30 protein-coding genes are annotated in these 26,552 nt (G+C 61.1%); 20 read left to right on the forward strand and 10 right to left on the reverse strand.

All coding sequences use genetic code 11. The features are described from left to right. Genes FZZ90_RS09270 through FZZ90_RS09290 form a run of 5 tightly spaced genes read right to left on the reverse strand, consistent with a single transcriptional unit; the run spans position 1 to position 7,632 of the window. On the reverse strand, positions 1–588 hold the full coding sequence (locus FZZ90_RS09270; protein ID WP_226425432.1) for an alpha/beta fold hydrolase: 588 nt from the start codon (positions 586–588) through the stop codon (positions 1–3). Then, the gene (locus tag FZZ90_RS09275) at positions 585–956 is read right to left on the reverse strand and encodes a dihydroneopterin aldolase (RefSeq protein WP_226425434.1); all 372 of its coding nucleotides are present in this window, start codon (positions 954–956) and stop codon (positions 585–587) included. The genes FZZ90_RS09270 and FZZ90_RS09275 overlap by 4 nt, the downstream gene beginning before the upstream one ends. Beyond that, positions 956–2,263 carry a glutamate-5-semialdehyde dehydrogenase gene (locus FZZ90_RS09280; protein ID WP_226425436.1) on the reverse strand — a complete coding sequence of 436 codons (1,308 nt, stop codon included), beginning with the start codon at positions 2,261–2,263 and terminating at the stop codon, positions 956–958. Before FZZ90_RS09280 ends, FZZ90_RS09275 begins: the two co-directional genes overlap by 1 nt. A gap of 8 nt (positions 2,264–2,271) precedes the next feature. Continuing rightward, a complete protein-coding gene (locus FZZ90_RS09285; protein WP_226425438.1) occupies positions 2,272–3,180 on the reverse strand; it encodes an ROK family protein in 909 nt (302 codons plus the stop codon). Positions 3,181–3,183: 3 nt separating this feature from the next. Further along, positions 3,184–7,632 carry a translocation/assembly module TamB domain-containing protein gene (locus FZZ90_RS09290; RefSeq protein WP_226425440.1) on the reverse strand — a complete coding sequence of 1,483 codons (4,449 nt, stop codon included), beginning with the start codon at positions 7,630–7,632 and terminating at the stop codon, positions 3,184–3,186. A 66-nt stretch (positions 7,633–7,698) separates the two neighbouring features. On the opposite strand from FZZ90_RS09290, the gene FZZ90_RS09295 reads away from it, so the two are divergent. From FZZ90_RS09295 to FZZ90_RS09355, 13 genes are all read left to right on the forward strand, one after another. Then, positions 7,699–8,136 (forward strand): Ycf51 family protein, encoded by a 438-nt coding sequence (locus tag FZZ90_RS09295; protein WP_226425442.1) that lies wholly within the window; start codon positions 7,699–7,701, stop codon positions 8,134–8,136. Next, a complete protein-coding gene (locus FZZ90_RS09300; protein ID WP_226425444.1) occupies positions 8,136–8,537 on the forward strand; it encodes a DUF4332 domain-containing protein in 402 nt (133 codons plus the stop codon). Before FZZ90_RS09295 ends, FZZ90_RS09300 begins: the two co-directional genes overlap by 1 nt. A gap of 46 nt (positions 8,538–8,583) precedes the next feature. Next, the gene (locus FZZ90_RS09305) at positions 8,584–8,865 is read left to right on the forward strand and encodes a hypothetical protein (protein ID WP_226425446.1); all 282 of its coding nucleotides are present in this window, start codon (positions 8,584–8,586) and stop codon (positions 8,863–8,865) included. Then, on the forward strand, positions 8,855–10,459 hold the full coding sequence (locus FZZ90_RS09310; RefSeq protein ID WP_226425448.1) for a CocE/NonD family hydrolase: 1,605 nt from the start codon (positions 8,855–8,857) through the stop codon (positions 10,457–10,459). Before FZZ90_RS09305 ends, FZZ90_RS09310 begins: the two co-directional genes overlap by 11 nt. Before the next feature lie 11 nt (positions 10,460–10,470). After that, positions 10,471–11,181, forward strand: a complete 711-nt coding sequence (locus FZZ90_RS09315; RefSeq protein ID WP_226425450.1) for a DUF3887 domain-containing protein — start codon at positions 10,471–10,473, stop codon at positions 11,179–11,181. Positions 11,182–11,241: 60 nt separating this feature from the next. Continuing rightward, a complete protein-coding gene (gene glgB, locus FZZ90_RS09320) occupies positions 11,242–13,539 on the forward strand; it encodes a 1,4-alpha-glucan branching protein GlgB (protein ID WP_226425452.1) in 2,298 nt (765 codons plus the stop codon). A gap of 81 nt (positions 13,540–13,620) precedes the next feature. Then, on the forward strand, positions 13,621–14,679 hold the full coding sequence (gene hemE, locus FZZ90_RS09325; RefSeq protein ID WP_226425454.1) for a uroporphyrinogen decarboxylase: 1,059 nt from the start codon (positions 13,621–13,623) through the stop codon (positions 14,677–14,679). Further along, complete coding sequence (locus FZZ90_RS09330; RefSeq protein ID WP_226425456.1) at positions 14,676–15,695, forward strand: NAD(P)-dependent oxidoreductase; 1,020 nt, start codon at positions 14,676–14,678, stop codon at positions 15,693–15,695. The genes hemE and FZZ90_RS09330 overlap by 4 nt, the downstream gene beginning before the upstream one ends. 7 nt (positions 15,696–15,702) lie before the next feature. Continuing rightward, entirely contained in the window at positions 15,703–16,062 is a 360-nt protein-coding gene (petE, locus tag FZZ90_RS09335; RefSeq protein WP_226425458.1) for a plastocyanin, read from the forward strand. 132 nt (positions 16,063–16,194) lie between these two features. Continuing rightward, positions 16,195–16,563 (forward strand): c-type cytochrome, encoded by a 369-nt coding sequence (locus tag FZZ90_RS09340; RefSeq protein ID WP_226425460.1) that lies wholly within the window; start codon positions 16,195–16,197, stop codon positions 16,561–16,563. Then, the gene (locus FZZ90_RS09345; RefSeq protein WP_226425462.1) at positions 16,560–16,817 is read left to right on the forward strand and encodes a Nif11-like leader peptide family natural product precursor; all 258 of its coding nucleotides are present in this window, start codon (positions 16,560–16,562) and stop codon (positions 16,815–16,817) included. Before FZZ90_RS09340 ends, FZZ90_RS09345 begins: the two co-directional genes overlap by 4 nt. After that, positions 16,817–17,212: a hypothetical protein gene (locus tag FZZ90_RS09350; protein ID WP_226425463.1), complete on the forward strand. Its 396-nt coding sequence runs from the start codon at positions 16,817–16,819 to the stop codon at positions 17,210–17,212. The genes FZZ90_RS09345 and FZZ90_RS09350 overlap by 1 nt, the downstream gene beginning before the upstream one ends. Positions 17,213–17,231: 19 nt before the next feature. Then, entirely contained in the window at positions 17,232–17,510 is a 279-nt protein-coding gene (locus tag FZZ90_RS09355; RefSeq protein ID WP_226425465.1) for a hypothetical protein, read from the forward strand. Between the two features lie 12 nt (positions 17,511–17,522). On the opposite strand, the gene FZZ90_RS09360 is transcribed toward FZZ90_RS09355, so the two are convergent. Further along, positions 17,523–17,720: a hypothetical protein gene (locus tag FZZ90_RS09360; protein ID WP_226425467.1), complete on the reverse strand. Its 198-nt coding sequence runs from the start codon at positions 17,718–17,720 to the stop codon at positions 17,523–17,525. A gap of 143 nt (positions 17,721–17,863) precedes the next feature. Here FZZ90_RS09360 and clpB point away from each other — a divergent pair, with 143 nt between their 5' ends. After that, the gene (gene clpB / locus FZZ90_RS09365) at positions 17,864–20,452 is read left to right on the forward strand and encodes an ATP-dependent chaperone ClpB (protein ID WP_226425469.1); all 2,589 of its coding nucleotides are present in this window, start codon (positions 17,864–17,866) and stop codon (positions 20,450–20,452) included. Here clpB and FZZ90_RS09370 read toward each other — a convergent pair. Continuing rightward, positions 20,438–20,914, reverse strand: a complete 477-nt coding sequence (locus tag FZZ90_RS09370) for a 6-carboxytetrahydropterin synthase (RefSeq protein WP_226425471.1) — start codon at positions 20,912–20,914, stop codon at positions 20,438–20,440. The genes clpB and FZZ90_RS09370 overlap by 15 nt on opposite strands. A gap of 67 nt (positions 20,915–20,981) precedes the next feature. Between FZZ90_RS09370 and hisIE the strand changes: the two genes are divergently transcribed. Beyond that, the gene (gene hisIE / locus FZZ90_RS09375) at positions 20,982–21,650 is read left to right on the forward strand and encodes a bifunctional phosphoribosyl-AMP cyclohydrolase/phosphoribosyl-ATP diphosphatase HisIE (protein WP_226425473.1); all 669 of its coding nucleotides are present in this window, start codon (positions 20,982–20,984) and stop codon (positions 21,648–21,650) included. Here hisIE and FZZ90_RS09380 read toward each other — a convergent pair. From FZZ90_RS09380 to FZZ90_RS09390, 3 genes are read right to left on the reverse strand one after another with little or no spacing between them, the layout of a single operon-like run. After that, positions 21,647–22,303, reverse strand: coding sequence for a L,D-transpeptidase (locus tag FZZ90_RS09380; protein ID WP_226425475.1), 657 nt, complete (start codon positions 22,301–22,303; stop codon positions 21,647–21,649). The two genes, hisIE and FZZ90_RS09380, sit on opposite strands and share 4 nt — an antisense overlap. Positions 22,304–22,349: 46 nt before the next feature. Next, positions 22,350–23,015 carry a peptidase gene (locus FZZ90_RS09385; RefSeq protein WP_226425477.1) on the reverse strand — a complete coding sequence of 222 codons (666 nt, stop codon included), beginning with the start codon at positions 23,013–23,015 and terminating at the stop codon, positions 22,350–22,352. Further along, complete coding sequence (locus FZZ90_RS09390) at positions 23,015–23,506, reverse strand: DUF2214 family protein (RefSeq protein WP_226425478.1); 492 nt, start codon at positions 23,504–23,506, stop codon at positions 23,015–23,017. Before FZZ90_RS09390 ends, FZZ90_RS09385 begins: the two co-directional genes overlap by 1 nt. Before the next feature lie 180 nt (positions 23,507–23,686). Between FZZ90_RS09390 and FZZ90_RS09395 the strand changes: the two genes are divergently transcribed. The 5 genes from FZZ90_RS09395 to FZZ90_RS09415 all read left to right on the forward strand — a co-directional run bounded on the left by FZZ90_RS09395 (position 23,687) and on the right by FZZ90_RS09415 (position 26,174). Further along, positions 23,687–24,613, forward strand: coding sequence for a sigma-70 family RNA polymerase sigma factor (locus tag FZZ90_RS09395; protein ID WP_226425479.1), 927 nt, complete (start codon positions 23,687–23,689; stop codon positions 24,611–24,613). A gap of 67 nt (positions 24,614–24,680) precedes the next feature. After that, complete coding sequence (locus FZZ90_RS09400; RefSeq protein WP_226425480.1) at positions 24,681–25,046, forward strand: YkvA family protein; 366 nt, start codon at positions 24,681–24,683, stop codon at positions 25,044–25,046. Between the two features lie 24 nt (positions 25,047–25,070). Further along, complete coding sequence (locus FZZ90_RS09405) at positions 25,071–25,391, forward strand: hypothetical protein (protein ID WP_226425481.1); 321 nt, start codon at positions 25,071–25,073, stop codon at positions 25,389–25,391. A gap of 40 nt (positions 25,392–25,431) precedes the next feature. After that, a complete protein-coding gene (locus FZZ90_RS09410) occupies positions 25,432–25,674 on the forward strand; it encodes a hypothetical protein (protein ID WP_226425482.1) in 243 nt (80 codons plus the stop codon). A gap of 5 nt (positions 25,675–25,679) precedes the next feature. Further along, the gene (locus tag FZZ90_RS09415) at positions 25,680–26,174 is read left to right on the forward strand and encodes a phosphate-starvation-inducible PsiE family protein (RefSeq protein WP_226425483.1); all 495 of its coding nucleotides are present in this window, start codon (positions 25,680–25,682) and stop codon (positions 26,172–26,174) included. Positions 26,175–26,552: the final 378 nt, after the last annotated feature.

Below are 26,552 nucleotides of genomic sequence, written 5' to 3' on the forward strand. Positions count from 1 at the left end.
TCAGGCGCGCAAGCTGCTGCTGAGCCGTCGAATCGCGGCGGGGTGGCTGATCAGCTGCTGATGGGTCCAGACGGGGATTTCCTCACACCGGCCCAGCGGCAGAACAGCCCTCCAGCCGGGGCAGACCATCAGATCCCAGCGGCAAAAGAAACTGGAGCAGTCGACCCCAGCCAGGGCATCGGATTGGCGATTCAGGTCCCGCAGCAGGTGACTGCCCACTTTCATGTCGGCCGCACCGGCCAGTAGCGGACGGGGAATCATCTGAGCAGCCAAGGTGCCCTGCTGCGGGCTTCCCACGCTGAAGAAGCGCCGGGTGCGCTGCGCCCCCCCCAGCTCCTGCAGCCAGATTCTGCCGATCACGCCCCCCATCGAAAAACCCAGAAGATCGACCCTGGTTTCTGCACCGAAGCGCCGCTGAATGTGCTCATCCAGCCGCAAGGCCAACTGCCGCAGGGGAACCCAACCCAGACCATGGGGCAGGTGTGGCGCCAGCAACGGGAGATCAGGCTGGTCCAACCCCTGAATCAATCGGTGAAAGAGACGGGGCGAGTCCCAGAGACCATGCACCAACACCAAAGGGATGTTCACAGGGCTGATTGACCGCCATGGCGCGAGCGTTCCACAAACACCCGACCGTTAAATCCCGGAACCGGTGCAGCACATTTGGTCAACCGCAACCACATCGGCATGGGCCCGTAGAGGGTTTCCAGCCGATCCAACATCTGCTCGCTGAAGTGCTCGATCGTTAGGCAACGAACCTGCTGGGACAACCCTTGCAGGGCCTGAATCGCCACGCTGTAGTCGAGGCTCTGGCTCAGGTCGTCGGCCACGGCAGCAGCCTTCAAATCAAGCTGAACACTGAAATCAAGGTTGAACCATTGGCCATCCCGGCGTTCGTGTTCCAACACCCCGACATGGGCCCACAACCGCAGCTCCCGCAGACCGATGCAATCCATCAGAGCGGCCGATCGATATGGGTGAAAACGCGGCTGCCGTTGGCATAGTCGGCAGCGATGTGCCCCTCGCCCCGCAACCGATAGCGGTAGGTCACCAGCCCCTCAAGGCCAACGGGTCCCCGGGGAGGCAGGGTCTGGGTGCTGATGCCCACCTCAGCGCCGAATCCATAACGGAACCCATCGGCGAAGCGGCTGGAACAGTTGTGATAAACCCCGGCGCTATCCACCGCCGCAAGAAAACGATCAGCCGCCTGGGCATCCTCCGTCAGGATCACTTCGGTGTGACGTGAGCCATAGGAACGGATGTGATCGGTGGCTGCCTCGAGATCGTCCACCAGCTTCACCGCCAGGATCAGATCCAAATACTCCGTGCTCCAGTCCTCCTCGGTGGCAGCTTCTGCCACGCCGAGGGCGACGCTCGCGGCATCACCCCGCAGCTGCACCCCGGCAGCGGCGAATGCCGGCAGCGCAGCGGTAAGGAAAGGCTGGGCAATGGAGCGGTGCACCAGCAAGGTCTCGATGGCGTTGCAGGCGGCGGGGTACTGGCTCTTGCTGTCCACCGCCACCCGAACGGCTTTATCGACGTCGGCGGCAGCATCCACGTAGAGATGGCACACCCCATCGGCATGGCCCAGCACAGGAATGCGGGTGTTGTCCTGGATGAAGCGCACCAGCTCGTTGCTTCCCCTGGGGATGATCAGATCCACGAGCCCATCGAGATGCAACAACGCCAGGCTTTCCTGTCGTGTTGTAAGCAGCGCCAGGGCATCGGCAGACACCGGACTGGCCGCCAGGCCTGCCTGTAGGGCGTCCATCACAGCCTCATTGGTGCAGCGGGCCTCACTGCCCCCTTTCAACAGAGCACCGTTGCCCGAACGGATCGCCAGCGAGGCGATCTGCATCACAGCATCAGGCCTGGCTTCAAAGATCACACCCACCACCCCAAGCGGCACGGAGACCCGTTCCAGCACCAAGCCCTGGTCCAGCTCCCGGTGCAACTGACGACAGCCCAGCGGATCACTGAGGCTGGCCACCTTGCGAACGCCATCAATCGCCGCGGCCAACTTGGTGTCATCCAGCTTCAGCCGAGCCATCAGAGCCGGCGACAGCCCATCGGCCGCAGAGCGTTCGAGGTCTTCACGGTTGGCCGCGAGGATGGTTGATGCGCGGTCGGTCAGCGCGTCCGCCATCGCCTGGAGCGCCAGGGCCCGTTGGCCGTCATCGGTCTGCCCAAGATCAACAGCAGCACGGCGGACAGCCGCGGCACGCTGCAACAGCGCGGCGGAGGGCTCTGGAACGCTGGACATCAACGCAATCAATCTGGAGCCATCATCCCGTTCAGCCGCTGCAGAGCGAGCCGCGCTGCCCCCAGGCGTCCAGCACCATTGCCGAGGCAGGCGGCCTCGATCCGCAACCCCTCCCGTGAGACGGCCTGAACCCGAGACTCCACCTCTCGACGCACCGATGGCAAAAAGTGGCGGGCGGCACCCGCCAGTCCGCCACCCAACAGAACCAACTGCGGTGTGAACACGTACACCAGCGAAGCAACGCCACAGCCGAGGCGCTCGCCGTAACGGCTCCAAACCTCCAGAGCCGCCGGATCACCGGCATCAGCCTCTGCACTGAGCTCGCGGGGATCGCGATCACACAACCGCCGCAACCCCGTGATGCTGGCGAACTGCTCCAGTGAGCCACGGTTGCCGCTGTTGCAGGCCGGACCATCGGGCTGCACCCCAATCAGACCGGGTTCCGCTGCAGCACCGTTGTGGCCAGTAAATAGCTCACCTCTCAAAAGCACTCCCCCCCCCACACCGGTTCCGAGGGTCAGCAGCACCACATCATCAACACCACGGGCAGCACCGAGCCAGGCCTCTCCGACCACCGCACAGTTGCCGTCATTGGCAAGGGTGACCCGACGATTAAGCCTGGACTCCAGCCAATCCGCCAGCGGCACGTCCTCCCAGCCAGGCAGGTTGATGCATACCCGGGCCACCCGGGCCGCCACATCCATCGGACCAGGGAGTCCGATGCCGACCGCCTCAGCCGCATGCTCCGGGTCAATCTGTTCAATGGCTTCACAGAGGGCCATCGTCACGGCGCCAGGCACTGCGGGCTGAGGCGTGGGCACTTGCGCCTCCGCTAGCACCGTGCCGTCAGCACGAATCCGAGCCAGCTTGATCGCCGTGCCCCCGAGATCCACCCCAATCACCTGCGCGTCAGGCATCCCTTAGAACCGGAAGAACACCTGCAACTGGCTCTGCCAGGTGCCATTGGCATCCATGGCCGCAGACACAGACGTGGTCGGCGTCAGCCGATAGGAGACCGTGGCCTGCGGAGGGACATCGGTTGTGTTCGGTGCCATCAGAACAGAGAGGTCGAACTTGTCGGTCAACGCCACACCGAACTCCGTTACCACTGTGAGTGTTGGCGAAATCTGGCCGGAGGTGCGCTCCTTCTCTGATTTCACATCGGGGTTGACGTAGGTCGGGAAAATCGCCACCTGGAGGCGCTGCCCCATGGCATCGGTCAAGGTGCCCAGCACCGGTGAGAGCAGCGACTGACTCAGCATCGTGGCCAAAGCAGCACCACCGTTTCCGCCCAAAGAGGCCAGGGAATTACCACCGATCAGACCCAACAGCTGCTGCTCGCTCATCGGCGGTGTGCTGCGTAGAACAAGATTTTCTTTGTCAACCAGACGGTTGGCCGGCCCCGTGGCCTGGACCATGACCTTCACCAAGCGGAGCTGACCACCCTCGGCATAAGCGCTGCCCGTGCCATTGGAAGCAAATAGGTTGGCACTGGTGATCTGATCGCTGGTGCCCGCGCTGACGGTGTCGGAGACCCTGGCTTGCATGGCGATATCCACGTAGGGCACCAGACCCAGCGAGGGAGTGAACACCGCTGCATTCGCCGCCTGCGGATCCAAACGCAGTGGAGCAAGGGGAGGGATCCAGATCCTGCCGGACTTGAGCCGGATCAAGCCTCGCGCCTCCAGAGAGGGATCCAAGGGGCCGTTCAACGTGACGGTGCCTCCCCCTTTGAAGCTGATCCAAGGGGGCATCAGCACCTCGATATCAGGGCCCAGGGCCAGTCGAAGATTTTCAAAGCGGATGGCCGGCAGTGTCGGCATGAACCGTTGCAGCTGATCCGGACCTTGGATGGATCGGTTGGGGCCCATCAGGACCAGAGGTTCCTGGAAGTCCCACTTCTCCGCCAGGAGTTGCATCACCGATTCGGAACCGGGCTGTACCTCCTTTGAGGGGCCCTCAACACCGGTGGAAACCAGGGTTTTAAGTCCGCGCTGCCGCAGCCGTCCGAAGAATCCGGACTGAGGCCGAAGCGTTCCTCGCGACAGGGCCAGATTTCCAGAGAGAACGGGTTGCACCAAGGCACCAGAAACCTGCAGTTCGCCATCGGCCTGGAACTGCACGATCGGCTGACGAATCTGACCCTTGCTGAGTTGCAAGGTGAGCGGTGAAGCGCCGCTCTGGGGGGTGAACAAGCCAAGGGTTCCTGAACCGCGCAGCGATCCGCCGCGGCCCACTTCGGCCTCCAGTCGTTGCACCAAGACGCGATCGAAATCGAACAGGATCGAGGCATTGATCCGGCTCAGCTCCTGTTCACCGATGCTGAGATCTCCATTGCTAACCACCACAAAGCCATTGGCTTGGGGTTGGTTCAAAGGCCCGCGCAGCAGCAGCCGCAGATTGGTGCTCCCCTGCTTAACGGTGAACGAATCCCCGGCGAGGAGCGTCAACACGCCAAGGGCATCCCCATGGCTGTCCAGCCTCAGATTCAGATCGGCTTCGGGATCAAAGGGAACCGTGCCAGACACATTGACGGCTTCTTTGCTCTCGCCTCCCTTCAAGGACAGATCCAGTCGAATTAACTCACGATCAACAACGAGTGATCGCTGCTCCAACTGCAGGGGCTGCCCCGCCAGGCTGGCGGAATCGAGCACCAGATCGGAAACCAGCAGAGGAGCCGCTCCGCTGAGGTCGTAGCGGCCGCGGATGCCAACGCTGCCGCGGAGCTGCGGCGGTACAGGAGCCAACAACGCCAGCAGCGAGATCGGAACCTGCAGCAGGGAAAGGTCACCGGATCCTCCGAGCAGCGGGCCGCGAAGCGTTGCAACCACCGGTTCAAGCTGAAGTGCTTTGACCTGGTCATCACCCTCAATCCATAGATGCGCCTTGGCGATCAGATCGGCTTTCAGACGTTTTGAATTGGGCCCCTCGATCGTTCCAGACAGATTGACCCGCCCTTCCAGGCGATCCAGATCTGGGCCCTTGCGGGGATGAGTCAGGGCATAGGCCTCGAGAGCCCGGTGCGATTGCGCCAGTGCTCGCAACTGACCATCAAGCGAGCCGCCGAAGGTGTTGATGAACAGGGTTCCGAGGTCCTCAGCACGCCCGGGGGCCAAACCCGGATGGGGGTCGCTCCCTCTCAACTGACGGGCCAGCAGCGTCAGCCAGGTCACATCCAGGCCTTCGGCCTTGATTGAGCTGTGCATCCGCCCACCCAGATGGCCACGGGCCTTCAGCCTGATGCTGCCCTGCAAGGGCGTGAGCGCTGCATCGGCTTTAAAACGGCCATTGCTCAAGGAGCCCTCCACCTCGAGGCTCTGCATGGCAACCCCCGCCATCGAGGGGTCAGCGATTGCGGCAGACCCCCGGATCGCAAGGGGGGCCATGGCAAGACTCCCGGCACCCGTGAGCTGACCTGCCACCGCTTTGGGCTGGGTGACCGGCGGAAGGATGAAACGCAGACCATCGATGTTGAATCCCGCTGCACGCCACCGGTAGCGGCGTTGATCCCCAGCCGGAGCCAGTCCGTCCAAGCGCAACTGCCCCTCACCCCGACGCAAGCGCACGGTCTTGGGCCAAGCATCGGCATCGAGCTCAGCCACGAGCCTGCCAGGTACAGCGGGAGGCTGGGGCGCCATCGCCAGGCGAGCACCGCGACCGAGTTCGCCGTTGAGGCTGCCTTGCCAGCGCTCAGGAACCTGCAATACCCCGACGCGGGGGTGATCCAGCATCAGGCTGATGTCGGGCTGCAGCGCCGACAGCAGACCGTTCACGCGACCCCGCGCCGCCACCTGACCCCCCAACGGCGTACCAATCAAGGGGGTGAAGCGGCTCAGGTTGAGAGGTTTGAGTTCAAAGCCGCTCTGAAGTTCACCGACTTGAAGCCGCCCCTGCGCCAGCTGCAAAGGCAGGCGCGCTTCGGCCCGCAACACCGGACTGGTGAAGCGATCCAGCACGAGGGCGGAATCATCCGTGGACCATCGGGTCTGCAACGACCATTGGTCCAGCAGAGGGTTGGCCGCCTGGCCAAGCTTCAGGCTCAGCTCCGGTGAGGCCAACGCACCACTGACGTCGAAGGCTCCAAGGATCGGAGCGGCTTGGCCCAATCCAGCCTGCAAGGTCGGCACCGCAGACCAGAAGCGGGGATCGATCTGCAACTCTGAACTGCGCAGATCCAGCTTGGATCCGATCGTTCCGACCAGCCCGAACTTCAGTCCCGGGGCACTGAGGCGAAGGCTGTCCACGGCAACAGACGGTTGCTGCACTTGCAACCAGGGGGTGCGCCCCTGAGCCTCCAGCGTCAGGGCCTTGTTCAGCCCCGTGGCCTCAGGCAATTTGATCTGTCCATCGGCACTCCACTGGGGCTCCTCCCAGGGGCCCTGGATCCTGAGCTTCAACCGGTCTTTGCTTGCGGGGCTGAGATCTGTGCTGCGCACGTCAGCGCGGAGATCAAAACTCTTGTTCAAGGCAACGGAGCCTGAGGCCCGAGCCTCAAAGGCTGAGAAACGCAGTGTGGAGGGCTCCAGCGTCAGTCGATCGCCCTTGCAAGCGACGCTGAGGCGACGGCTGTTCAGCGAAGCAAGCTTGAGACGATTGAGGCTGAGCCCACCTCGGCAGTTCAAAGAGCCATCGGCCCAGCCGATCCGAACATCTCCCTCCAACGTCCCTGAGGCGTCCAGATCCTGAGCGGGTGCGATGACGGCTCCCAACGGTTTCAGGTTGAGCCGATCCATCCGAGTTCGCAGCCTGAAGCTCGGGCGATCCCAATGGCCTTGTCCGTCCAGCCGCAGCGCCCCTTCAGCGCCGACCCAGCGAAGTTCCGATGCGGTGCTGAAAAAGGCTTCCCCGAGCCGAACCGCGCCCCGGCTGCGAAGTTCAAGGGTCTGCTGCTGTGGACCGAAACGAAGCTTGGCGGGGTCGGCCAACCGGTACTGCACTCCAAGTCGCGGCAGGGCGCCGTCGCCGCTCAGCTCACCAAAGGTCCAGTAACGACCAGCCTCATTGGCCTGCAACTGGCCGCGCAGCTTGTGCAGTGTGATCTGCAGAACCGGCTGCAGACGCCGAAGACTCGCCAGGGGAGCAAGGCTGACCTCCAGCCCCGCCAGGCTCAGCTCTGAGCGATCCGCCGCCGACGGCAAGATCCGACTCGGCCCAATGGCGATCCCCAAGCCCAAGGGGCGAAGTCCCTCGTAGGGACCAATGTCCACTTTGTGGCCCAGAGGACCCGAAAGCGTGCGCTCCAAACCAGGGCGCACGCGGCTCAGGACGCGTTCCGCAGCACGGTCAAGGGCGATTAAGCCTGCGGCTCCACCCCCTATCAGAACGAAACTTCCAGCAACCAACAAGGTCCTGCGCCGCGTTTTCCCCATCAGACGCGGCGGTCACCCCGGAATCTCGCGCAATATAAGGAGACTGTTTTCAGTCCACCAGACCCAATGTCCTTCGATCAGCTGCTGCTTACTGCCGCTCCTTGGCTTGGTTGGTCTGGACTTGGGCTCGGAGCGCTGACAGCCGTTGCCTTCCTGACCAATTGGGGCATTCGGTTTCGGCTGGTCGGTGTGAGCAGCTTCACCCTGCTGCTGGCCGTGAGTTGCTGGGCGTTCGGCGTGAGCTACACACCGCCAGTAGTGGTGGAGGGTGCGGTACGTGCACCGATCGTGTTCGACAACGGCAACGACCTCGTAGTGGCGCAGGTTCCCGCCGACCTGGCCCCAACCACAGTTCAAGCCACCCTGGAGCAATTGGAGGGCAACCTGCGCGGCTCCGGTCGGTCCAGCAGCACTGTGCTGGTGCGGTTGCGGGGCATCCAGGCGGAGGGCGATGGGCTTGGACGCCCCGTCATCCTGGGCGAGGTGAGCAAGACCTTGCGTTGATGCCGGACTTCAACGACGCGATTAAGGAGCTCCCCCAGTCGTTTCGCAGGGAAAAACAGGAACTGGATCGGGCCGGCATCAACCGCTGGTCCAGCATCTGTGACTTAACAGATGTGCAGCTAAGCCAACTCGCTCGCAGTGGCCAGGCTTCGGCCCGAAACCTGAAACGGCTGAGGGGCATGGCCAACTTGGTCTGCAGTTTGGATTTGCCTCCCCAGGACGCCGCGCTGCTGATGCATGCGGGCATTGCCACACCCGCTGCTCTGGCGGCATGCACCCCCGAACGTCTCGTCCGCCAGACCGGGCGGCTGGAGCGCAGCCTTGGAACCAAACGGCCTGTCGTGGTGGATCTGCAGGTGGCCGGCGATTGGATCCGACGCGCCAGGCAACTGGGGAACTGACCCCAGCAGCCCTGCCTTGGCATCCAATCCTGCGTATGAACCGTGTATGAGCTTGAAACTCCTACGCACGGCTCTGGTCGCACTGGCCCTGCTCGGGTCACCTTTGCTCGTGGTTGCCGCTGACTCGGATTTGCTCAACAGCGTCAAGCGCAATCCTGAAAAGGCGAAGGCAATGTGCCGCACGTTCCGGCAGATGAACGCCAACGGCCGGTCGCCGTTCTCCAAGGCGTACATCAACCAGGTCGCTGCCAGTGAGAACCTGAGTTTTCAGGATGCAGAAATTCTCATGACCTACACGGTGGGGATGCATTGCGACGATGTCCGCTGAGACAAGCGGAATTGCCTGCCGCCCTGCGGCACTCACCCTGTCCGATGGCGTCGTGCTGCAGTCACGGCTTTGGCATCCCAATCGTGAAGGTCCCTGGCCTGCCCTGCTGATGCGGCAGCCCTACGGAAACCGCATCGCCTCAACCGTCACCTACGCCCACCCCAGCTGGTGGGCCTCCCATGGATTCCTGGTGGTCGTTCAAGACGTACGGGGACAAGGGGAGTCGGAAGGCAGCTTCGGAGGGTTTGGTCAGGAAACAGCCGACACCAGCGCTACCCACGCTTGGGTGCGGCAGCTGCCGGAATGCAATGGTCGCTTGGGGGTCTACGGGTTTTCGTATCAGGGACTGACCCAGCTCACTGCCGCTGAGTCAGCCCCACCACCGGATTGCACCGCCCCAGCAATGACCGGGTTGGACGAACGACGCCACTGGAGTTGTGAGGGCGGTGCCCACTGGTGGCACCTGGGCCTTGGCTGGGGGCTCCAGCTCGCCGCCCTCCAGGCCCAGCGACGCGGAGATGCAACGGCTTGGCTGGAGATCCGCCGCAGCCTGGAGGAGAACCACTATCTGCGGGACGGGCTTTCACTGCTGCGACGCCATGACCCCGATGGCATGGCCTTGCGCTGGTTACAAAGCGACCCCAACAACGATCAGCAGTGGATGGTTCATCGCCCCCCGGAGAGCTGGCTTCAACGGCCGATGCTGTTGATCGGTGGATGGTGGGATCCGCATTTGGTGGGTCTTTTGGACCTCTGGCATCGCAGCCAGGTCGCCGGCGGCCAGCCATCCCTTCACATTGGGCCGGCCACTCACCTGGAGTGGTGGCCGGAAACCCAACAGCTGATGCTGCAGTTTTTCCAACAGCATCTGCAGAAGCGCCCCCTGCAGGAGCCGAAGCCCAACCACCAGCTCTGGAACATCACACAGCATCAGTGGGACGCGATCCCCGCACCCGGCACCAGCGGGCCGGCGTCATGGGGTCTGAGGAGCCATGGACTGGCCTGCATCGATCCGAGCGAGGGTGCCCTCGTGGCGGATGGGGAAGGAGAGGGAAGCGTGGTCATCGTGCATGACCCCTGGCGACCGGTCCCGGCCATCGGTGGACACCTTGGGATAACCCCTGGCCCCGCGGACCGCATGGCCGTCGATCAACGCAGCGACGTCGCGACTTTCACCTCTCCAACCCTGGTTGACGAGCTTCTTCTGTCGGGTCAACCGTTGCTGCTGCTGAACGCCGAGGCGGACCAGCCCGGATTTGATCTGTGTATCAGCCTGTCGCGCCTGCCTGCGGACGCCAACAGCGTTGAACAACTGAGCACGGGAATCGTGCGGGTTCGAGGAGAGGAGGCGTTGCAGCCGGCCAGACGCACCGTGACCCTCCAGCCGCTGCACGCGACCCTGGCCAAAGGCGATCGACTGCGGATCTCCGTTGCCGCAGCAGCTTGGCCCGCCATTGGCGTCAACCCGGGCCACGACGCCGTGCCCTGCGGAGCACCAAGCCCAGAGCATCGTGTGGTGACGCTGACACTGGAACTTACTGACTCCACCCTGCAGCTGAACCCCTTTGATTCCGGCAGACTGAAGCTCGACTGATCGTTTGTGGTTTGAAGCTCTCCGCTGCTCTGCTGGCCATCGCTCTGTCAGCTCCCATGGGGTTGATCAGTCCCGCAGCAGCGGAGCAACTCACCAGAACCGAACTCAGTCCTGCCCAAGCGACAGCGGCGGCTGAACTGCTGCTGGAGGCGCTCAAAAACCGCCAAGGAGACGTCATGCATGACGCTCTCGCCGCCCCGGTTCAGGTCAGTGTTGATGTGAAGAGCGTCCAGGCACGCCTGGACCAACGCGTGGCCATTAATGCAACCCGCGTCGTCAGCGTGATCCCTGGCTACAACACGACAACCGTTGACGCTGTGGTGACCACTGCATCCGGTGATGAAGGGATGCTGATGGTGCTGGATGAGGACGGCAAGCTGCTCGCCTGGAAGTGGACCGAACAGATCCAACCGATCGAGACAACAGCCCTCGACTTCACCCGCGACCTAGCGGCAGGACGCTGGGTTGCAGCGCGATCCAAGATGTCCCTGCAGCTGCAGGAAGAGCTAGCCCCGGGCGACCTGGAGCGCAAATGGACCAAGCTCAGCCAGGTGTCAGGCGGGTTCCGCAAGGTCAAAGACGCCGTGATCGCCCATCAAGGCGGCGATCAGCAGCTCGTGCTGGTGGCAGTTGCCTTCGGCAAGGCCACAACCAACCTGTTTGTGATCTTTGACGAAAGCGGTCGGATCATCAACGTCGACATTTCCCGAGACTTCGTCTGATCATCAACGGATCTGTTTCGTAAAACAGGCTTAACATCGCGCCCAATTCTCAGATCTCCCATGGGTGTCGCCGCAGTCCTCGACTGGATGGTGCAGGACGGCGAACGGTTGGCGAATTGTCGCCATGACCACCCGTTTGCGGTGCTTGGTCCTCAACCCTCAGAGCAGGGTTGGACCGTGCGGATGTGGATGCCGGAAGCCCAAACGGTCACCCTTCTTCAGGCTGGCGAAGAGATCGCCATGACCACCCCGAACCACCCCTGGGTGTTCGAGGCACAGCTCAACAGAGATCCTGGCTGCACCTACAGGGTCAGGGTTGAACGCGGCGGGATCGTGCACGAACAGAACGATCCCTGGGCCTTCCGTGGTGAATGGATGGGCGAAATGGATCGCCACCTGTTTGCTGAGGGCAACCATCACCACATCTGGCAAAAGATGGGTGCCCACCTCACCGAGCGTGAAGGCATCACTGGTGTGATGTTCTGCCTTTGGGCTCCCAATGCTCTGAGCGTCTCCGTCATCGGAGATCTGAACTCCTGGGACGGACGTCACCACCCCATGCAGCAGCGAGTTGGGGGGATCTGGGAACTGTTCATTCCCGGACTCGAGGAGGGACATCTCTACAAGTACGAAATCCGTACCCAAGACGGCCACTGCTACCAAAAGGCTGATCCTTACGGCTTCCAGCACGAGGTTCGCCCGGACAACAGCTCCGTTGTGGCTCGTCTGGGCGGATTTCAGTGGTCCGATCAGGGCTGGATGCAGAAGCGCGACAGCAGCAACGCGCTCGATCAACCGATCTCGGTGTATGAAATGCACCTGGGCAGCTGGATTCACGCCTCAGCGGAAGAGCCCTGGATACAACCCGACGGCACCCCTCGCCCGCCCGTACCCGCGGCGGAGATGAAGCCTGGCGCTCGGCTGCTCACCTACGCAGAGCTCGCCGATCGCCTGATTCCTTATGTGAAGGAAAGGGGATTCACCCACATCGAGGTGATGCCGATCACCGAACACCCCTTCGATGGCTCCTGGGGCTATCAAGTAACGGGTTGGTATGCACCCACCAGCCGCTATGGAACGCCTGACGAATTCCGAGCGTTTGTGGATCGCTGCCACGCCGAAGGCATCGGTGTGATCATCGACTGGGTTCCGGGCCATTTTCCGAAGGATGCCCATGGCTTGGCCTTCTTTGATGGCGAACACCTCTATGAACACAGTGATCCCCGGATCGGGGAACACAAGGAATGGGGAACGCTGATCTTCAATTACAGCCGTAACGAGGTTCGTAACTTCCTTGTTGCCAACCTCATCTTCTGGTTCGAGCAGTTCCACATCGATGGCATCCGCGTGGATGCCGTGGCCTCGATGCTCTACCGCGACTACCTGCGCCCCGATGGGGAATGGCTCCCCAACGAGAACGGCGGTCGGGAGAACACCGAAGCTGTGCGTTTCCTTCAGCAGGCCAACCACGTGCTGTTCCAGCACTTCCCAGGCGCCCTCTCCATCGCAGAGGAATCAACAACCTGGCCGATGGTGACGCAGCCCACGGATAGCGGCGGTCTCGGGTTCAACCTCAAATGGAACATGGGTTGGATGCACGACATGCTCGATTACTTCGAGCTGGACCCGTGGTTCCGCCAGTTCCACCAGAACAACATCACCTTCTCGATCTGGTACACCTACACCGAGAACTTCATGCTTGCGCTGAGCCACGATGAAGTGGTGCACGGCAAAAGCCATCTCCTGCACAAAATGCCGGGAGATGACTGGCAGAAGTACGCCAACACCAGGGCGTTGCTGGCCTACATGTGGACGCACCCCGGCAAGAAGACGATCTTCATGGGGATGGAGTTCGGCCAGCGCGCTGAATGGAATGTTTGGGGGGATCTGGAGTGGGATCTGCTCAACTACGAGCCCCACAAGGGCATCCAGCGGTTGGTGGATGATCTCAACGTTCTCTACAAGGCAGAACCGGCCCTCTGGCGGGACGACTTCGACCAGTTCGGCTTCCAGTGGATCGATTGCAACGACAACCGCCACTCCGTGATCAGCTTCATGCGTCGGGAGAGTGCCAGCGGCACCTGGCTGGTGGTGGTGGCGAACTTCACGCCCCAAAGCCACTCCCACTACCGCGTGGGCGTTCCCCTCTCCGGCTTCTACGAGGAGATCTTCAACTCCGATGCAGCGAAGTACGGCGGAAGCAACCTCGGCAACATGGGCGGCAAACCAACAGACGAGTGGGGCATCCACGGCTACGAGAACTCCCTGGACCTCTGCCTGCCGCCGCTGAGCCTGATGGTGTTCAAGCACGACCCGAAACGCAGCCTGAGCAGCAGCGTTCCGGACAACATCGTGTGACGAACGTGATGACAAAGAGGGGGTAAAGCTCTAGCCAAGGCCTGGATTCGGGTAGGTTTTCGGCTGACCTGACCGGGCTTGATGAGCGACTCTTTACCCCTGCTCCTGCGTGCTGCGCGAGGTGAATCGGTGGAGCGTCCTCCGGTGTGGATGATGCGCCAAGCCGGTCGCTACATGAAGATCTACCGGGATCTACGGGACAAGTACCCCAGCTTCCGTGAGCGTTCCGAAAACCCCGATCTCTCCTATGAGATCTCCATGCAGCCGTTTCACGCCTTCAAGCCCGATGGCGTGATCCTGTTCTCGGACATCCTCACGCCCCTGCCGGGGATGGGAATTGAATTCGACATCATCGAGAGCAAAGGCCCCCAGATCGGCGATCCAATCCGGAGCATGGCCCAGGTGGATGCTCTGCGCCCGCTGAACCCAGCCGAATCAATGCCTTTTGTGGGTGAGGTGCTGGGTCGTCTCCGACAAAGCGTTGGCAACGAAGCAGCTGTCCTCGGATTCGTTGGTGCCCCCTGGACCCTGGCTGCCTACGTGGTGGAGGGCAAGAGCAGCAAGAACTACGCGGTGATCAAGGCCATGGCCTTCCGCGAACCCGAGATCCTGCACAAGCTGCTCGACCACTTTGCAGAGTCGATCGCCAATTACCTGCGTTATCAGATTGATTCCGGCGCCCAGGTGGTGCAAATGTTTGATTCCTGGGCTGGTCAACTAAGCCCGGCGGACTACGACACCTTCGCTGCGCCCTATCAGAAAAAGGTGGTGGATCTGGTCAAGCAGACGCACCCCGACACCCCCTTCATCCTCTATATCTCCGGCAGTGCCGGCGTGATCGAGCGGATGGCCAACACTGGTGTTGACATCATTTCTCTGGATTGGACCGTGGACATGGCTGAAGCCCTGGCACGTCTGCCGGAGCACATCGGTGTTCAGGGCAATGTGGATCCCGGCCTTCTGTTCGGCACCCCGGAGGCGATTGAGGCCCGCATCGATGACTGCGTGCGCAAGGCCCGCGGCCGGAAGCACATCCTCAACCTCGGCCACGGAATCCTTCCGGGTACTCCGGAAGAGAACGGTGAAGCCTTCTTCCGGTCCGGCAAGAGCGTGATGGACCGTCTCGGGGCTGTCGTTTGACCCGCATCCTGGTGACCGGCGCCAGTGGATGCGTCGGTCAGTACATCTCCCGATGGCTGCTGGACCACTCCGATGCGGAGCTGCTGCTCTGGCTGAGGGACCCCGCCAAACTCACCGCTGTTCCAGCAGACCATCCTCGTATCCGCCTTTTGGTGGGGGACCTGCGGGACACCGACCGTTTTGCCCAGGAGCTGGCATCGGTGAACCGGGTAATTCACACCGCCACTGCCTGGGGTGACCCCGAGCGGGCCGAGCAGGTGAATGTGGTGGCGGTGAAACGGATGCTGGCTCTTCTGGATCCCAGCAAGCTGGAGCAGATCATTTATTTCTCAACGGCCAGCGTGCTCGATCGGCACCTGCGCCCCCTGCCTGAAGCGCTGGCCTACGGCACGGAATACATCCAAACCAAGGCTCGCTGCCTCAGGGATCTTGAGCAGCACCACCTGGCCAGCAAAATCGTCGCGGTGTTTCCCACCTTGGTATTCGGCGGACGGGTTGACGGCACCAGCCCCTTCCCCACCAGTTACCTCACCGAGGGTTTGGCTGAAGCCAGCCGTTGGCTCTGGCTGGCCCGTTGGCTTCGGGTGGATGCGAGCTTCCACTTCATCCATGCCGAAGACATCGCCCGCATCTGTGGTCTGTTGGCCACACGCCCCCATGAACCGAACCGTGAACCTGGGCAAGGCGCCCTGCGCCGAGTGGTGATGGGGCAACCAGCGATCTCGGTGAACGACACCGTGAAAACGCTCTGCCGATGGCGTGGTGTGGCCCGAACCCCTGGCATTCCTCTCTGGCCATGGCTGATCGAGACGCTGATCCACGTTCTGCCAATCGAAGTGAATGCCTGGGACCGGTTCAGCATTCGACAACGCCACTTCATTCACGACCCGGTGACGCAGCCGGAACGTTTCGGTGGCAGCAGTCATGCCCCTGACTTGGCAACAGTTCTTAGCGATTCCGGCCTACCCAATCGCGGAACCCCTAGACCCGCGCGTAAGGTCTTTGTATCGACCTAGCACTTTCATGCGCTCCGTGATCCGCACCATTGCAGCTGCTTGCTGCGCATTCCTGATGCTGATCGGCCTCAACGTCGGCAGTGCTCAAGCCGCCACCGTTGAAGTGAAGCTCGGCACCGACGGCGGCATGCTCGCCTTTGAGCCCGCCACCGTGAACATCAAGGCTGGCGACACCGTCAAGTTCGTCAACAACAAACTGGCTCCTCACAACGCTGTTTTCGAGGGCCACGATGAGTACAGCCATTCCGATCTCGCCTTCAACCCCGGCGAAGCTTGGGAAGAAACCTTCGCTACCGCTGGCACCTACGACTTCTACTGCGAGCCCCACCGTGGTGCTGGCATGGTCGGCAAAGTGATCGTTGAGTGATACCAGGATTTCTCACGAAATCACCGGAAACTTCAAACTCAACTCATAACCCTGAGCTGTGTATCAACCACAGCTCAGGGTTCTTTTTTTTGTTGGCAACGATGGATACCTTGGGGCATTGAAGGGGTTGCGATGGCACGCGTATCAGGTCTGATCCTGACGTTGCTGTTGATCGTTGGCGCGGCAGGTCTGCTGTCTGCGCCGGCAATGGCGGTCGACGGCGCTGCTTTGGAGCGAGGCGAGCAGATTTTCAACAGCAACTGTGCGGCTTGTCACATGGGGGGCGGCAATGTGATCCGCGCCAACCGAACACTGAAAATCAGCGACTTGAACAACCATGTGGAGGCCTACTCCAGTTCCCCGCTGGAGGCCCTGGAGCATGAGATCGAGGATGGGCTAAACGCCATGCCCAGCTATGCCGACAAACTGAGTGAAGAGGACATCATTGCGGTGGCCACCTATGTCGAACAACGGGCCGAATTGGGCTGGTCCAGGCGATGAGTCGTGAAGCTCTTCGAGATTTTCTGCGGGCTGTGGAGCATCACCAGGGCTTGCGGCGCGATGCGGCCCAATGCAGTAATGACGATCAACTGTTAGCCCTGGCACGCCGCCATGGGTTCAATGTGATCCAGCGGGATCTTTGCGACGACGCCCGGGAATCAGCCATCACCCGCTGGTTCGAAACCAGCCGGATCCAGCACTCTTTCCAACCAACACCCTCTCAATCACCACCGTCTCAATCACCACAGTCCTGATGGCCGTTGTCACCCTGCTCAGTGATTTCATCGACGGCACCAGCATGGCCCTGGCAGAAGACACCGATGCCGCCGATCTGAACGCCTTCATGACCGCCAATCAAGGCCGGCTCTGGGCGAGCGTGCAGCAGCGCCGGCGGCAGCGACGACAAACGATCGAACGGCGTGGTCCGGGAACGGTTTACTTTGCCGCGGACACCCCAGGAGCTGCGGCCGTGGAGCGTTATCTCAGCAGTGACACGGGCTCAGCAGAGGAAGCTGCAGCGATGCAGGCCATGAAGACCGCTGGGGTGGAGATCGCCCCCCATGTGGGAGCAGACCGTGAACGCGATGCCCTGCTCAACGGCCAATTGAGAGGCCTGACGGCCCAGGCCAAGGCCGAGGGTTTTGGTTGAACCCATGGGCGATGCAGCGATGACACTCCCTGACAACCCGCTTGGCCTCCATAGTTTTGACGCACTGGTCGAATGGACCGTTTCCTATCTCCACTTCAAACATGCCCTGGAGGTGATTGCCTTCACCCCAGAGACCGCCACGCCTTATCTCAATCGCTTCAGCGAGTTCAGCATCCGCTACGCCACTGAGATGAAAAAGCAGGACATCCTGGAGGCCCGCCTTCCCAAAGAGATGCGGGAGACCATCGAAGCCGAAAACTCTCACCGTGCTCTTCTGCGTGAACTGCTCAACGGCTGATTAAGCAGCGGACTAGGCCTGCTTGGCCGCCTGCAACACAGCCAGATAGAGGTCCTCGTCGATTTCCCGGATGTCGTACTCCGTGGGTTTCACCCCGTGGTGGTGCTCATGCACCACCATCCAACAGCTGCGTTCCAGCTCACCGCCAGCCGTTGCAGCGAGGGCCAAGCCCTGCTGCACGAGGGAATCCACCAGCGGCTGATCAGGCATTGGCATCAAAAGTTCGGCAAACTCTAAAAAGACGCCCCGGTTTGCCGCCCCCTGGAGTGAGGACCGATCCAAAGGCTTCGGTTTGCCCCCACTGAAGACGGAACAAGCCCCATACGGTGAACCCAGTTTGAAACGCATCCGAGATGCAACCCACGGCGGAACAGTTCACTGAACAAGCCTGGGCCGCCATCGTCGCCGCCCAGCAACTGGCGCAGAGCGCCAAGCATCAGCAACTTGAAACGGAGCATCTGCTGCTTGCGCTGTTGCAGCAGAACGGTCTGGCTGGACGCATTCTCAGCAAAGCAGGGGTCGACGTTGGCACGTTCCAGGCGGCCGTCGACAGCCATCTAAGGCAGCAGCCCAGTCTTGGCTCTCCACCGGAATCCGTTTTTCTGGGACGATCGCTCAACAGCTGCCTGGATCGAGCCGAAACAGCCCGCGATGGATTCAGTGACAGCTACATCGCCATCGAACATCTGTTGCTGGCCTTGGCCGACGATGACCGCTGCGGCAGGCAACTGCTCAGCCAGGCGGGCGTTGACACCAGCAAACTCAAAGAAGCCATTACAGCTGTGCGAGGCAACCAGACGGTGACCGATCAGAACCCGGAAGGGACCTATGAATCGCTTGAGAAGTACGGACGGGACCTGACGGCAGCAGCCCGTGAAGGCAAGCTGGACCCTGTGATCGGTCGCGACGAAGAGATCCGGCGCACCATCCAAATCCTCAGCCGGCGCACCAAAAACAACCCCGTGCTGATCGGCGAACCAGGAGTCGGAAAGACCGCCATTGTTGAAGGTCTGGCGCAGCGAATCGTGAATGGCGATGTGCCCCAGGCCTTGCAGAACCGTCAGCTGATCGCCCTCGACATGGGTGCCCTGATCGCCGGTGCGAAATACCGCGGTGAGTTCGAGGAGCGGCTCAAAGCTGTGCTCAAAGAGGTCACCTCCTCGGAAGGCCAGATCGTGCTGTTCATCGATGAAATCCACACGGTGGTAGGCGCTGGAGCCACCGGTGGAGCGATGGATGCCAGCAATCTGCTCAAGCCGATGCTGGCCCGGGGGGAACTGCGCTGCATTGGCGCAACCACCCTCGACGAGCACCGCCAGCACATCGAAAAAGACCCTGCTCTAGAGCGACGCTTCCAGCAGGTGCTGGTGGATCAACCCACTGTGGAAGACACGATTTCAATCCTGCGGGGTCTGAAAGAGCGTTACGAGGTGCACCACGGCGTCCGCATCGCCGACAGTGCCCTGGTGGCGGCGGCTGTTTTGAGCAGCCGCTACATCGCCGATCGCTTTCTGCCCGACAAGGCAATCGATCTGGTGGATGAATCAGCCGCTCGCCTGAAGATGGAGATCACCTCCAAACCGGAGGAGATCGATGAAATCGATCGCAAGATTCTGCAGCTGGAGATGGAGAAGCTCTCCCTCGGCCGTGAATCCGACAGTGCCAGTCAAGAACGGCTGCAACGGATCGAACGGGAGCTAGCGGACCTGGGCGAACAGCAAAGTTCTCTGAATGCCCAATGGCAGCAGGAGAAAGGCGCAATCGATGAGCTGTCGTCGCTCAAAGAGGAGATCGAACGGGTGCAGCTGCAGGTGGAACAGGCCAAACGCAGCTACGACCTCAACAAAGCGGCGGAACTGGAATACGGCACCCTGGCCTCGCTGCAGAAGCAGTTGCTCGAGCAGGAAGCCCAAATCGCCTCAGAGGAGCCTGGCGAGAAAGGCTTGCTGCGGGAGGAGGTGAGTGAAGACGACATCGCCGAGGTGATCGCCAAGTGGACCGGAATCCCTGTGGCGCGGCTGGTGCAGAGCGAAATGGAAAAGCTGCTGCAGCTAGAGGATGACCTGCATCAGCGGGTGATCGGCCAGCACCAGGCCGTTACCGCCGTCGCGGATGCAATTCAACGGTCCAGGGCTGGTCTGAGCGATCCGAACCGCCCCATCGCCAGCTTCCTGTTTCTCGGCCCCACCGGTGTCGGCAAGACGGAACTCTCCAAAGCGCTCGCCAACCGGCTGTTCGACAGCGATGACGCCATGGTGCGCATCGACATGTCGGAGTACATGGAGAAGCACACCGTGAGCCGTTTGATCGGTGCGCCTCCCGGCTACGTGGGATATGAGGCTGGTGGCCAGCTCACCGAAGCGGTACGCCGTCGGCCCTACGCCGTGATCCTGTTCGACGAGGTGGAGAAAGCCCACCCGGATGTCTTCAACGTGATGCTGCAGATCCTCGATGACGGTCGCGTCACCGATGGGCAGGGCCGCACCGTGGACTTCACCAACACCGTGCTGATTCTCACCAGCAACATCGGCAGCCAGTCGATCCTTGAGCTGGCCGGCGATCCCGAGCAGCATGGAGCGATGGAAAGCCGGGTGAATGAAGCTCTCCGGGCCCACTTCCGGCCGGAATTCCTCAATCGCCTCGACGATCAGATCATTTTCCACAGCCTCAGGCGGGAGGAACTGCGCCAGATCGTCACCCTCCAGGTGGAACGTCTGCGCCAACGGCTGGCTGAGCGCAAGCTGGAGCTCAGCCTGAGTGATGGGGCCGCCGACTGGCTCGCCAACGCCGGATATGACCCCGTCTACGGGGCACGACCGCTCAAACGGGCTGTACAACGCGAACTGGAGACACCCATTGCCAAGGCGATCCTGGCGGGTCGTTACAGCGAGGGACAAGCGATCAGCGTGGAGCTGGAATCGGACGCGTTAGCCCTGCGCTGAAAACCAAGAGGGAACCGCGCTGTACGTGGCCGCATTACTGCTGTTCTCCCTCGCCTCCACGGCGTAGCAACAGGTGCGACCACCATCCCGCTCCTGCAGCAGCTCGTTGGCCCAGGTCCAGATCAAGGCCGCCGTGGCCTCCATGCCCACGTTTTCCATCACACGGAGATCAATGGCCTCGAGATCGTGCAGCCGCTGCCATTCCGCCAGCAGTGGATCGTCGACATTGACCAGAAAGGTGTGGTCGAACTGCTGCCGCAAGCGTTGTTCGAAGGGGCGAAGGCTGGAGAAATCAACAACAAAACCACAGGCATCCAGCTCCGTTGCGGCGAACCAGAGGTTGAAACTGCGGCTGTACCCATGCACGAAGCGGCAATGGCCTTGGTGGCGCCACTGCCGGTGACAGCAGGGATAGCCGCTGAAGGCTTTGGTGCAGCTGTAGGGGGTCGGAGAAACGAGCAAGGGGTGAAAACACGGAATGGAGCACGCTGCGGGAAGATTCAGGCGTTGCCCGAATGTCCGAGGCCTGATGCAGCCCCTCAGCCCCGCCTTCATTGACCAACTCCGTTTTAACGAAGCGGGGCTTATTCCAGCTGTGGCCCAGGACTGGCTGGACGGTGCTGTGCTGATGGTGGCCTGGATGAACCGGGACGCGATTGAAGCAACCCTGCGCAGCGGTGAGGTGCATTACTGGAGCCGTTCACGCCAGGAGCTTTGGCACAAGGGGGGCACCAGCGGCCACATCCAGACGATGCGGGAGATCCGCTACGACTGTGATGCCGACGTGCTGCTGGTGACCGTGGAGCAGGCAGGGGATGTGGCCTGCCACACCGGTTCCCGCAGCTGTTTTTACGAAAACAGCGATGCTCGATCTGCAGGAGGAGCAGAGGCTTTAGCTCCGCCAACGGATGCCTGCACCGAATTGTTCAGGGTGATCGAGGGGAGACGCGAGCAACCGGAGGAAGGCAGTTACACCAACAAGCTGCTGGCGGGGGGAGACAACAGCATCCTCAAGAAAATCGGGGAGGAGAGTGCTGAATTCGTGATGGCCTGCAAAGACGACAACGCCGCCGAGATCGCCGGGGAGGCTGCAGACATCGTCTTCCACATGCAGGTGGCCCTGGCCCACCACGGCGTGAGCTGGCGACAGGTGCAGGAAGTGCTGGCAGCGCGACGGGGTGCCCCGCGCCGGCACTAAGGCAGGCAGGGGCTGTCGCTGCTGATCACCACTTCATCGCCAAGCTCCACGGTGTCCAACAACACCCCCATGGTGAGTCGACCGGTGTTGATGCAACCGCCAGTCACCGCTTTGCCGATCCTGGACTCATCATTGGTGCCATGAATGGCGAAGCTGTACCAGCGGAAGACACCGTCGTAGGTGTTAAAGCGAAAGGGCTGATCTGTGGCCGGCACAGGAGCCAGGCTGATGTAACCGATGCCGTATTCACCGGTTTCTCCATCACCTTTGAAGTCGATGGAGTTCATGTTGGTGAAGAGGCTCTCGCGCAACTCCTCCTCTGTTTTTCCAGATTGCTCCACCAGGGAGGGATTCATCTCGAAGCGGTCGTTGCTGAGGATCGCGTTGACCTGAAACGTTCCGAGCGGCGTAACACCCTCTTCAAAGATGGTGCCTTCACAACCGATGCCATGGCGACCATGGCCAACGGTGAAACGCAACGGTCCCTCAGCACGATCCAACACACCTTCACTAGCTGCTGGATTGCTGCCGTCTAGCTGGATCCGAATCGGTTCCCGAACCTGTGGGTCCTGCTGGGGCAGGCTGTTGTTGGAACGACAGCCCACCAGGCTCACCAGCAGGCCGGCCAGCGCCAGAGAACGAATCAGGTTCATGGATCGACCACGACTGCCGGCAGCATGCCGCGCCCGAATGGTGACGTCACTCAGGTGATTCGGATTCGGCCGGTTCGTTGGGCCTTCGAAACGTCGAACCGAAACGGGTGGTCTGCTCCATCACCCAGGCCAACGTGAGGCGATCCCGCTCCGATGGCACCAACACCGGACGTTCACCTTGGCTAATCGCCATGACATCGGTGGGCTCAGAACTGTGGCCCCAGAGCCCGAAGGCGTGGCCCAGTTCGTGCAGGGCCGTGGCCTGCAATGCATCAGCCCGAAGCCCTGGTGACACCATCACCTTCACCCGGGGCTCAAGCCTTCGGCGGCCCTGCCGCTGCACGTCCACAACCTGAAGTTGTGTGCGTCCGTTGCTGGCCCGCCACACCCCAGCCACCTGGCGACGGGCCGGACGCTGCCGATGAATCAAGACGTTGGCCTGTTCAGGACTGGTCACCAGCGTGAGAGGAACCAGTGCGCCCCAGGTGGTCAGCGCCGAGGAGACCTGATCAAGCCAGCGTTGGTCCCAACGGTTGGCTGGTGTGGCAGAAGCGGGCTGAATCCAGATGCACCAGTGCTTCAACACCGGCGGGCCCAAAGAGGTGCTGGCGATGGACGAGGCATAGCCCGGCCGCAGGCCTGGAGCCTGGCGTTCCAAAGCCACCTGCAACGTTCGAACCTGCTGTTGTGGAGGACAGAGCTCGGGCTGCATCAGGAGGCGGGAAGACCAACACCACGGGCCATCAGGGTCGCCATCAAGGGGATGCTGGCGAAGCCCACCAATTCAACGTTGATGATCCAAGCCAGACGGGTCGCGAGAGCTTCGCTCACCTTCGGCAGCTCACCCTTGCGCAGCGGAATCGCCCAGAGGATGTAGGTGATCGTGGGGTAAAGCGACAGACCCCCTACCGAGAGGTACAAGCCAACCTTCCACCAGAACAACGGATTCTGGGTGTAAAACTCAGCTCCCTGGCCGAAGTGGATCACCCGCAGGATTCCACTCACGAGAAGAGCCAGGGCAGCGATGCCATAAACGATGTCGGTGATCACCATCGCCGTGGCTTCCTGGCGATTGGGATCAGCTTTGATCAGCTTCCGCTCCAGCACCAGGGCGCCAAAACAGAGCATGAAACTGAGGTAGTGAACGTAGGCAACGCCAGCGTTTTTGGCGATGTCGGACGTGAGAGCGACGGCCAGGGGCATGGGCGAAGCAGAGGAAGGTGCGGCGACCTTAGCCACCCAATTGAATTAACAATGAAAGATTCACTTCATCAACAAGAAGAAAGAGTGAAATAGCGCACAAAGTATTAATTCGGGAGTCTTTATTATGACCACCAGAAAAAAACACTTTGGTTCTAGGTTCAATTCAGCCGTATCGCCATCATGACGAGTTCTCTGAGTGCTTTTCTCGGCGAAATTGGTCGCCATCAACTGCTCACTCCAGAGCAGGAACTCATGATGGGGAGAAAGGTTCAGGCGATGGTCGCCATCACAGAACGCTGTCATCTGGCTGGCGGCAGTGGCCCAGCCTGTGAGTACAGCGATGAAGAAAAAGGTGTGATTCGCCGTGGCGAACGGGCCAAAAATCAGATGATTACGTCCAACCTTCGTCTTGTTGTCAATCTAGCCAAGCGTTATCAGGGCAAAGGTCTGGATCTGCTCGATCTGATTCAGGTGGGAACCCTGGGCCTGACCCGTGCCGTCGAGAAATACGACCCCACCCGCGGCCATCGTTTCTCCACCTATGCCTACTGGTGGATTCGGCAGGGCCTGAACCGAGCGCTCTCCACCCAAAGCCGCACGATTCGCATTCCCGTGAATGTGAACGAAAAGCTCACCAAATTGCGGGCCGCCAAGGCACGCTTGATGCAGCGAAACGGCCTCAGCCCCAGCGGTGAACAACTGGCGGAGTTCATGGAGATCCCCATCGCTGAGGTGGAAGATCTGCTGGCCTGTGAACTGCGCAGCGTCACCGTGAGCCTGCAGGGTGTTGTGAAATCAAAATCGGATCCCTCCGAGCTGGTGGATGTGCTGCCCAGCGAGGAGCTACCGCCGATGGAACGGGCCGAGATCGATGAACGCACCGCATCGGTCTGGTCCTTGCTGGCCAAAGCCAATCTCACCCCGAAAGAACACACCGTCGTAACCCTGCGCTTTGGGCTGGATGGCACCAACGAATGGCGCACTCTCGCTGAAGTGGCTCGCCATATGAACTGTTCACGGGAGTATTGCCGTCAGGTGGTGCAGCGGGCCCTGCGCAAACTGCGCAAGACGGGACTTCAGAGCGGACTCGTGGAATCCACACCCTGAACATCGGCCCGCCCCGCTGGCGTCCTGCGAAGGAACTGGGGAGAGTGGGTCCAACCGGTTCCCTTGCATGACTGACCATGCTGCGCGTACCACCGTTGAAGCCGACGTGCTTGAACGGGAGGTGATCGACGAAACCCTGCTGCGGCGCCTGTTGCAACGGGCCGGCAGAGGTCTTGCCGCCCCAGCCCTGGAAGCCCTGGAGTTGATGCTTGACCCCGAGACACCCTCAGCCGCACGGCTGACGATGCTCGCTGCCCTGAGCTACCTCCTGATGCCAGCCGACCTGATTCCAGACCTGCTGCCGGTGGCCGGTTTCAGTGATGATCTGGTGGCGCTTACGGCCATGGTTGGTTTGTGGAGCAATCACGTCACTCCAGCAATCCGGATGCGGGCTCGACGCAAACTGGATCGCTGGTTTCCCCTGGCGCACTGAATCGCTGAACTAAATCGCTGATCAATGTCTGGCTGGACCCCTGAATTTGAAGCGGATCTCACTCTGCTGCTGAAGGACTGGTTGAAGCAGCAAGGGCGCACGCAGGCCGACCTGCGCCGAAACTTGCGCGCTGTGTCGACCCGAATGCCCGCTCTGCTTGAGGTGCTGGAGCGAGAACACAAACTGCGTGGACTGGCTGGACTGGCTGATCGGCTTTGCAGCGTTGAAGCCGAATGGCATGGCCAGCCCTCAAGCGACAGTGCCGGTGTCGCAACAGCGGATGACGATCCGTTCGGCCAACTTGATCTTCTTTTGCAGGAAATTCGAGACGACTGCACCGATTAGGGGCCGACACGGGCAAAGTGGTGGCTCAGACATCGCCGCGATGACGCCTACTCAACTCCTCAGCGCCTCTTTTCTGTTGATGATGTCGGTGTTCAGCGGTTCCTCGGCCTTTGCGCAAACCGAGGGGTGGCTGCGGGGACCGGGCAGCACTACAGGAAAAGACAGCAAAATTGAAGCCGATTGCGTCACGGCAGAAGACGGCTCGGTCACCTGCGACACCAAGGTGGTCAACCCGGCCAGCGACACCAAAGCTCGCCCTTACTACAACCCCTTCAACGACTGAACCCCGTGAGTGAACCCACTCGTTCCAAGAGAAGTTTCCTCGGTTTCGTTGATGCTGGTGAGCGTGAAGTCGCCCGACTGCTCACCCTGATCACGGCTGTGGTGATCAGCGCCGCCATCATCAAGCTGATGATTTCCTTGGGCTCCAAGTTGCTGACTGGGTCAGCTGCAACGTGGTTGGGTGATGACCTGATCAAGATCCTCGGCGATCTCCTCACCGTTTTGATCGCACTGGAGGTGCTGCAAAACATCACCAGTTACCTCAGGCGCCACGTGGTGCAGATCGAACTTGTTCTGGTCACCGCGCTGACGGCAGTTGCTCGAAAGGTGATCGTGTTGCCCTCGGGCGCTGAAAACAAACCCCAACTTCTGGTAGGCCTTGGCATCGCAGTCGTCTCACTTTCAGCCGCTTACTGGTTGGTGAAGCGTGCCAATGCCACTCCCTCCCGTAAGCGACTGGGACGGGGAGGATCAGCCACCAAGCTTGATTTCCCAGACTGAGGTTTGACGAGCCGAAAGGAAGGCCGCCCTTCCAGGTGGAAAGACGGCCTAACTCGCTCGTTTGCGCATAGCAATCGACCTCAACTTCAGTGTCTGATGCCTTGGAAAATCTTCTCCAGCAATGGAACTGAGACAGGAAGGTCGAAGCGTCTGGCTCAAGGCACCCTGGGGCCATCGGGTCCAGGTGTGAAGCGGCTCTCCTGCGGGGCACCTACGAACGATGCTGAGGGGAGTCGACTGGCTGGACGCTCTTCGTTGTCGCGCCAGACGAATCGCTTACGAATGGGTGGAAACTGTTGGAGCAGGGGCCAGAAAGTCAGTCTGCTTCTGGGGTTTGCTCAGGTGGAGTGTCTGCCGTCATGGGCTCCTCCGATCTCG

Origin of the sequence: Synechococcus sp. MU1617 (assembly GCF_020514235.1) — a bacterium.
Taxonomy (GTDB): domain Bacteria; phylum Cyanobacteriota; class Cyanobacteriia; order PCC-6307; family Cyanobiaceae; genus Parasynechococcus.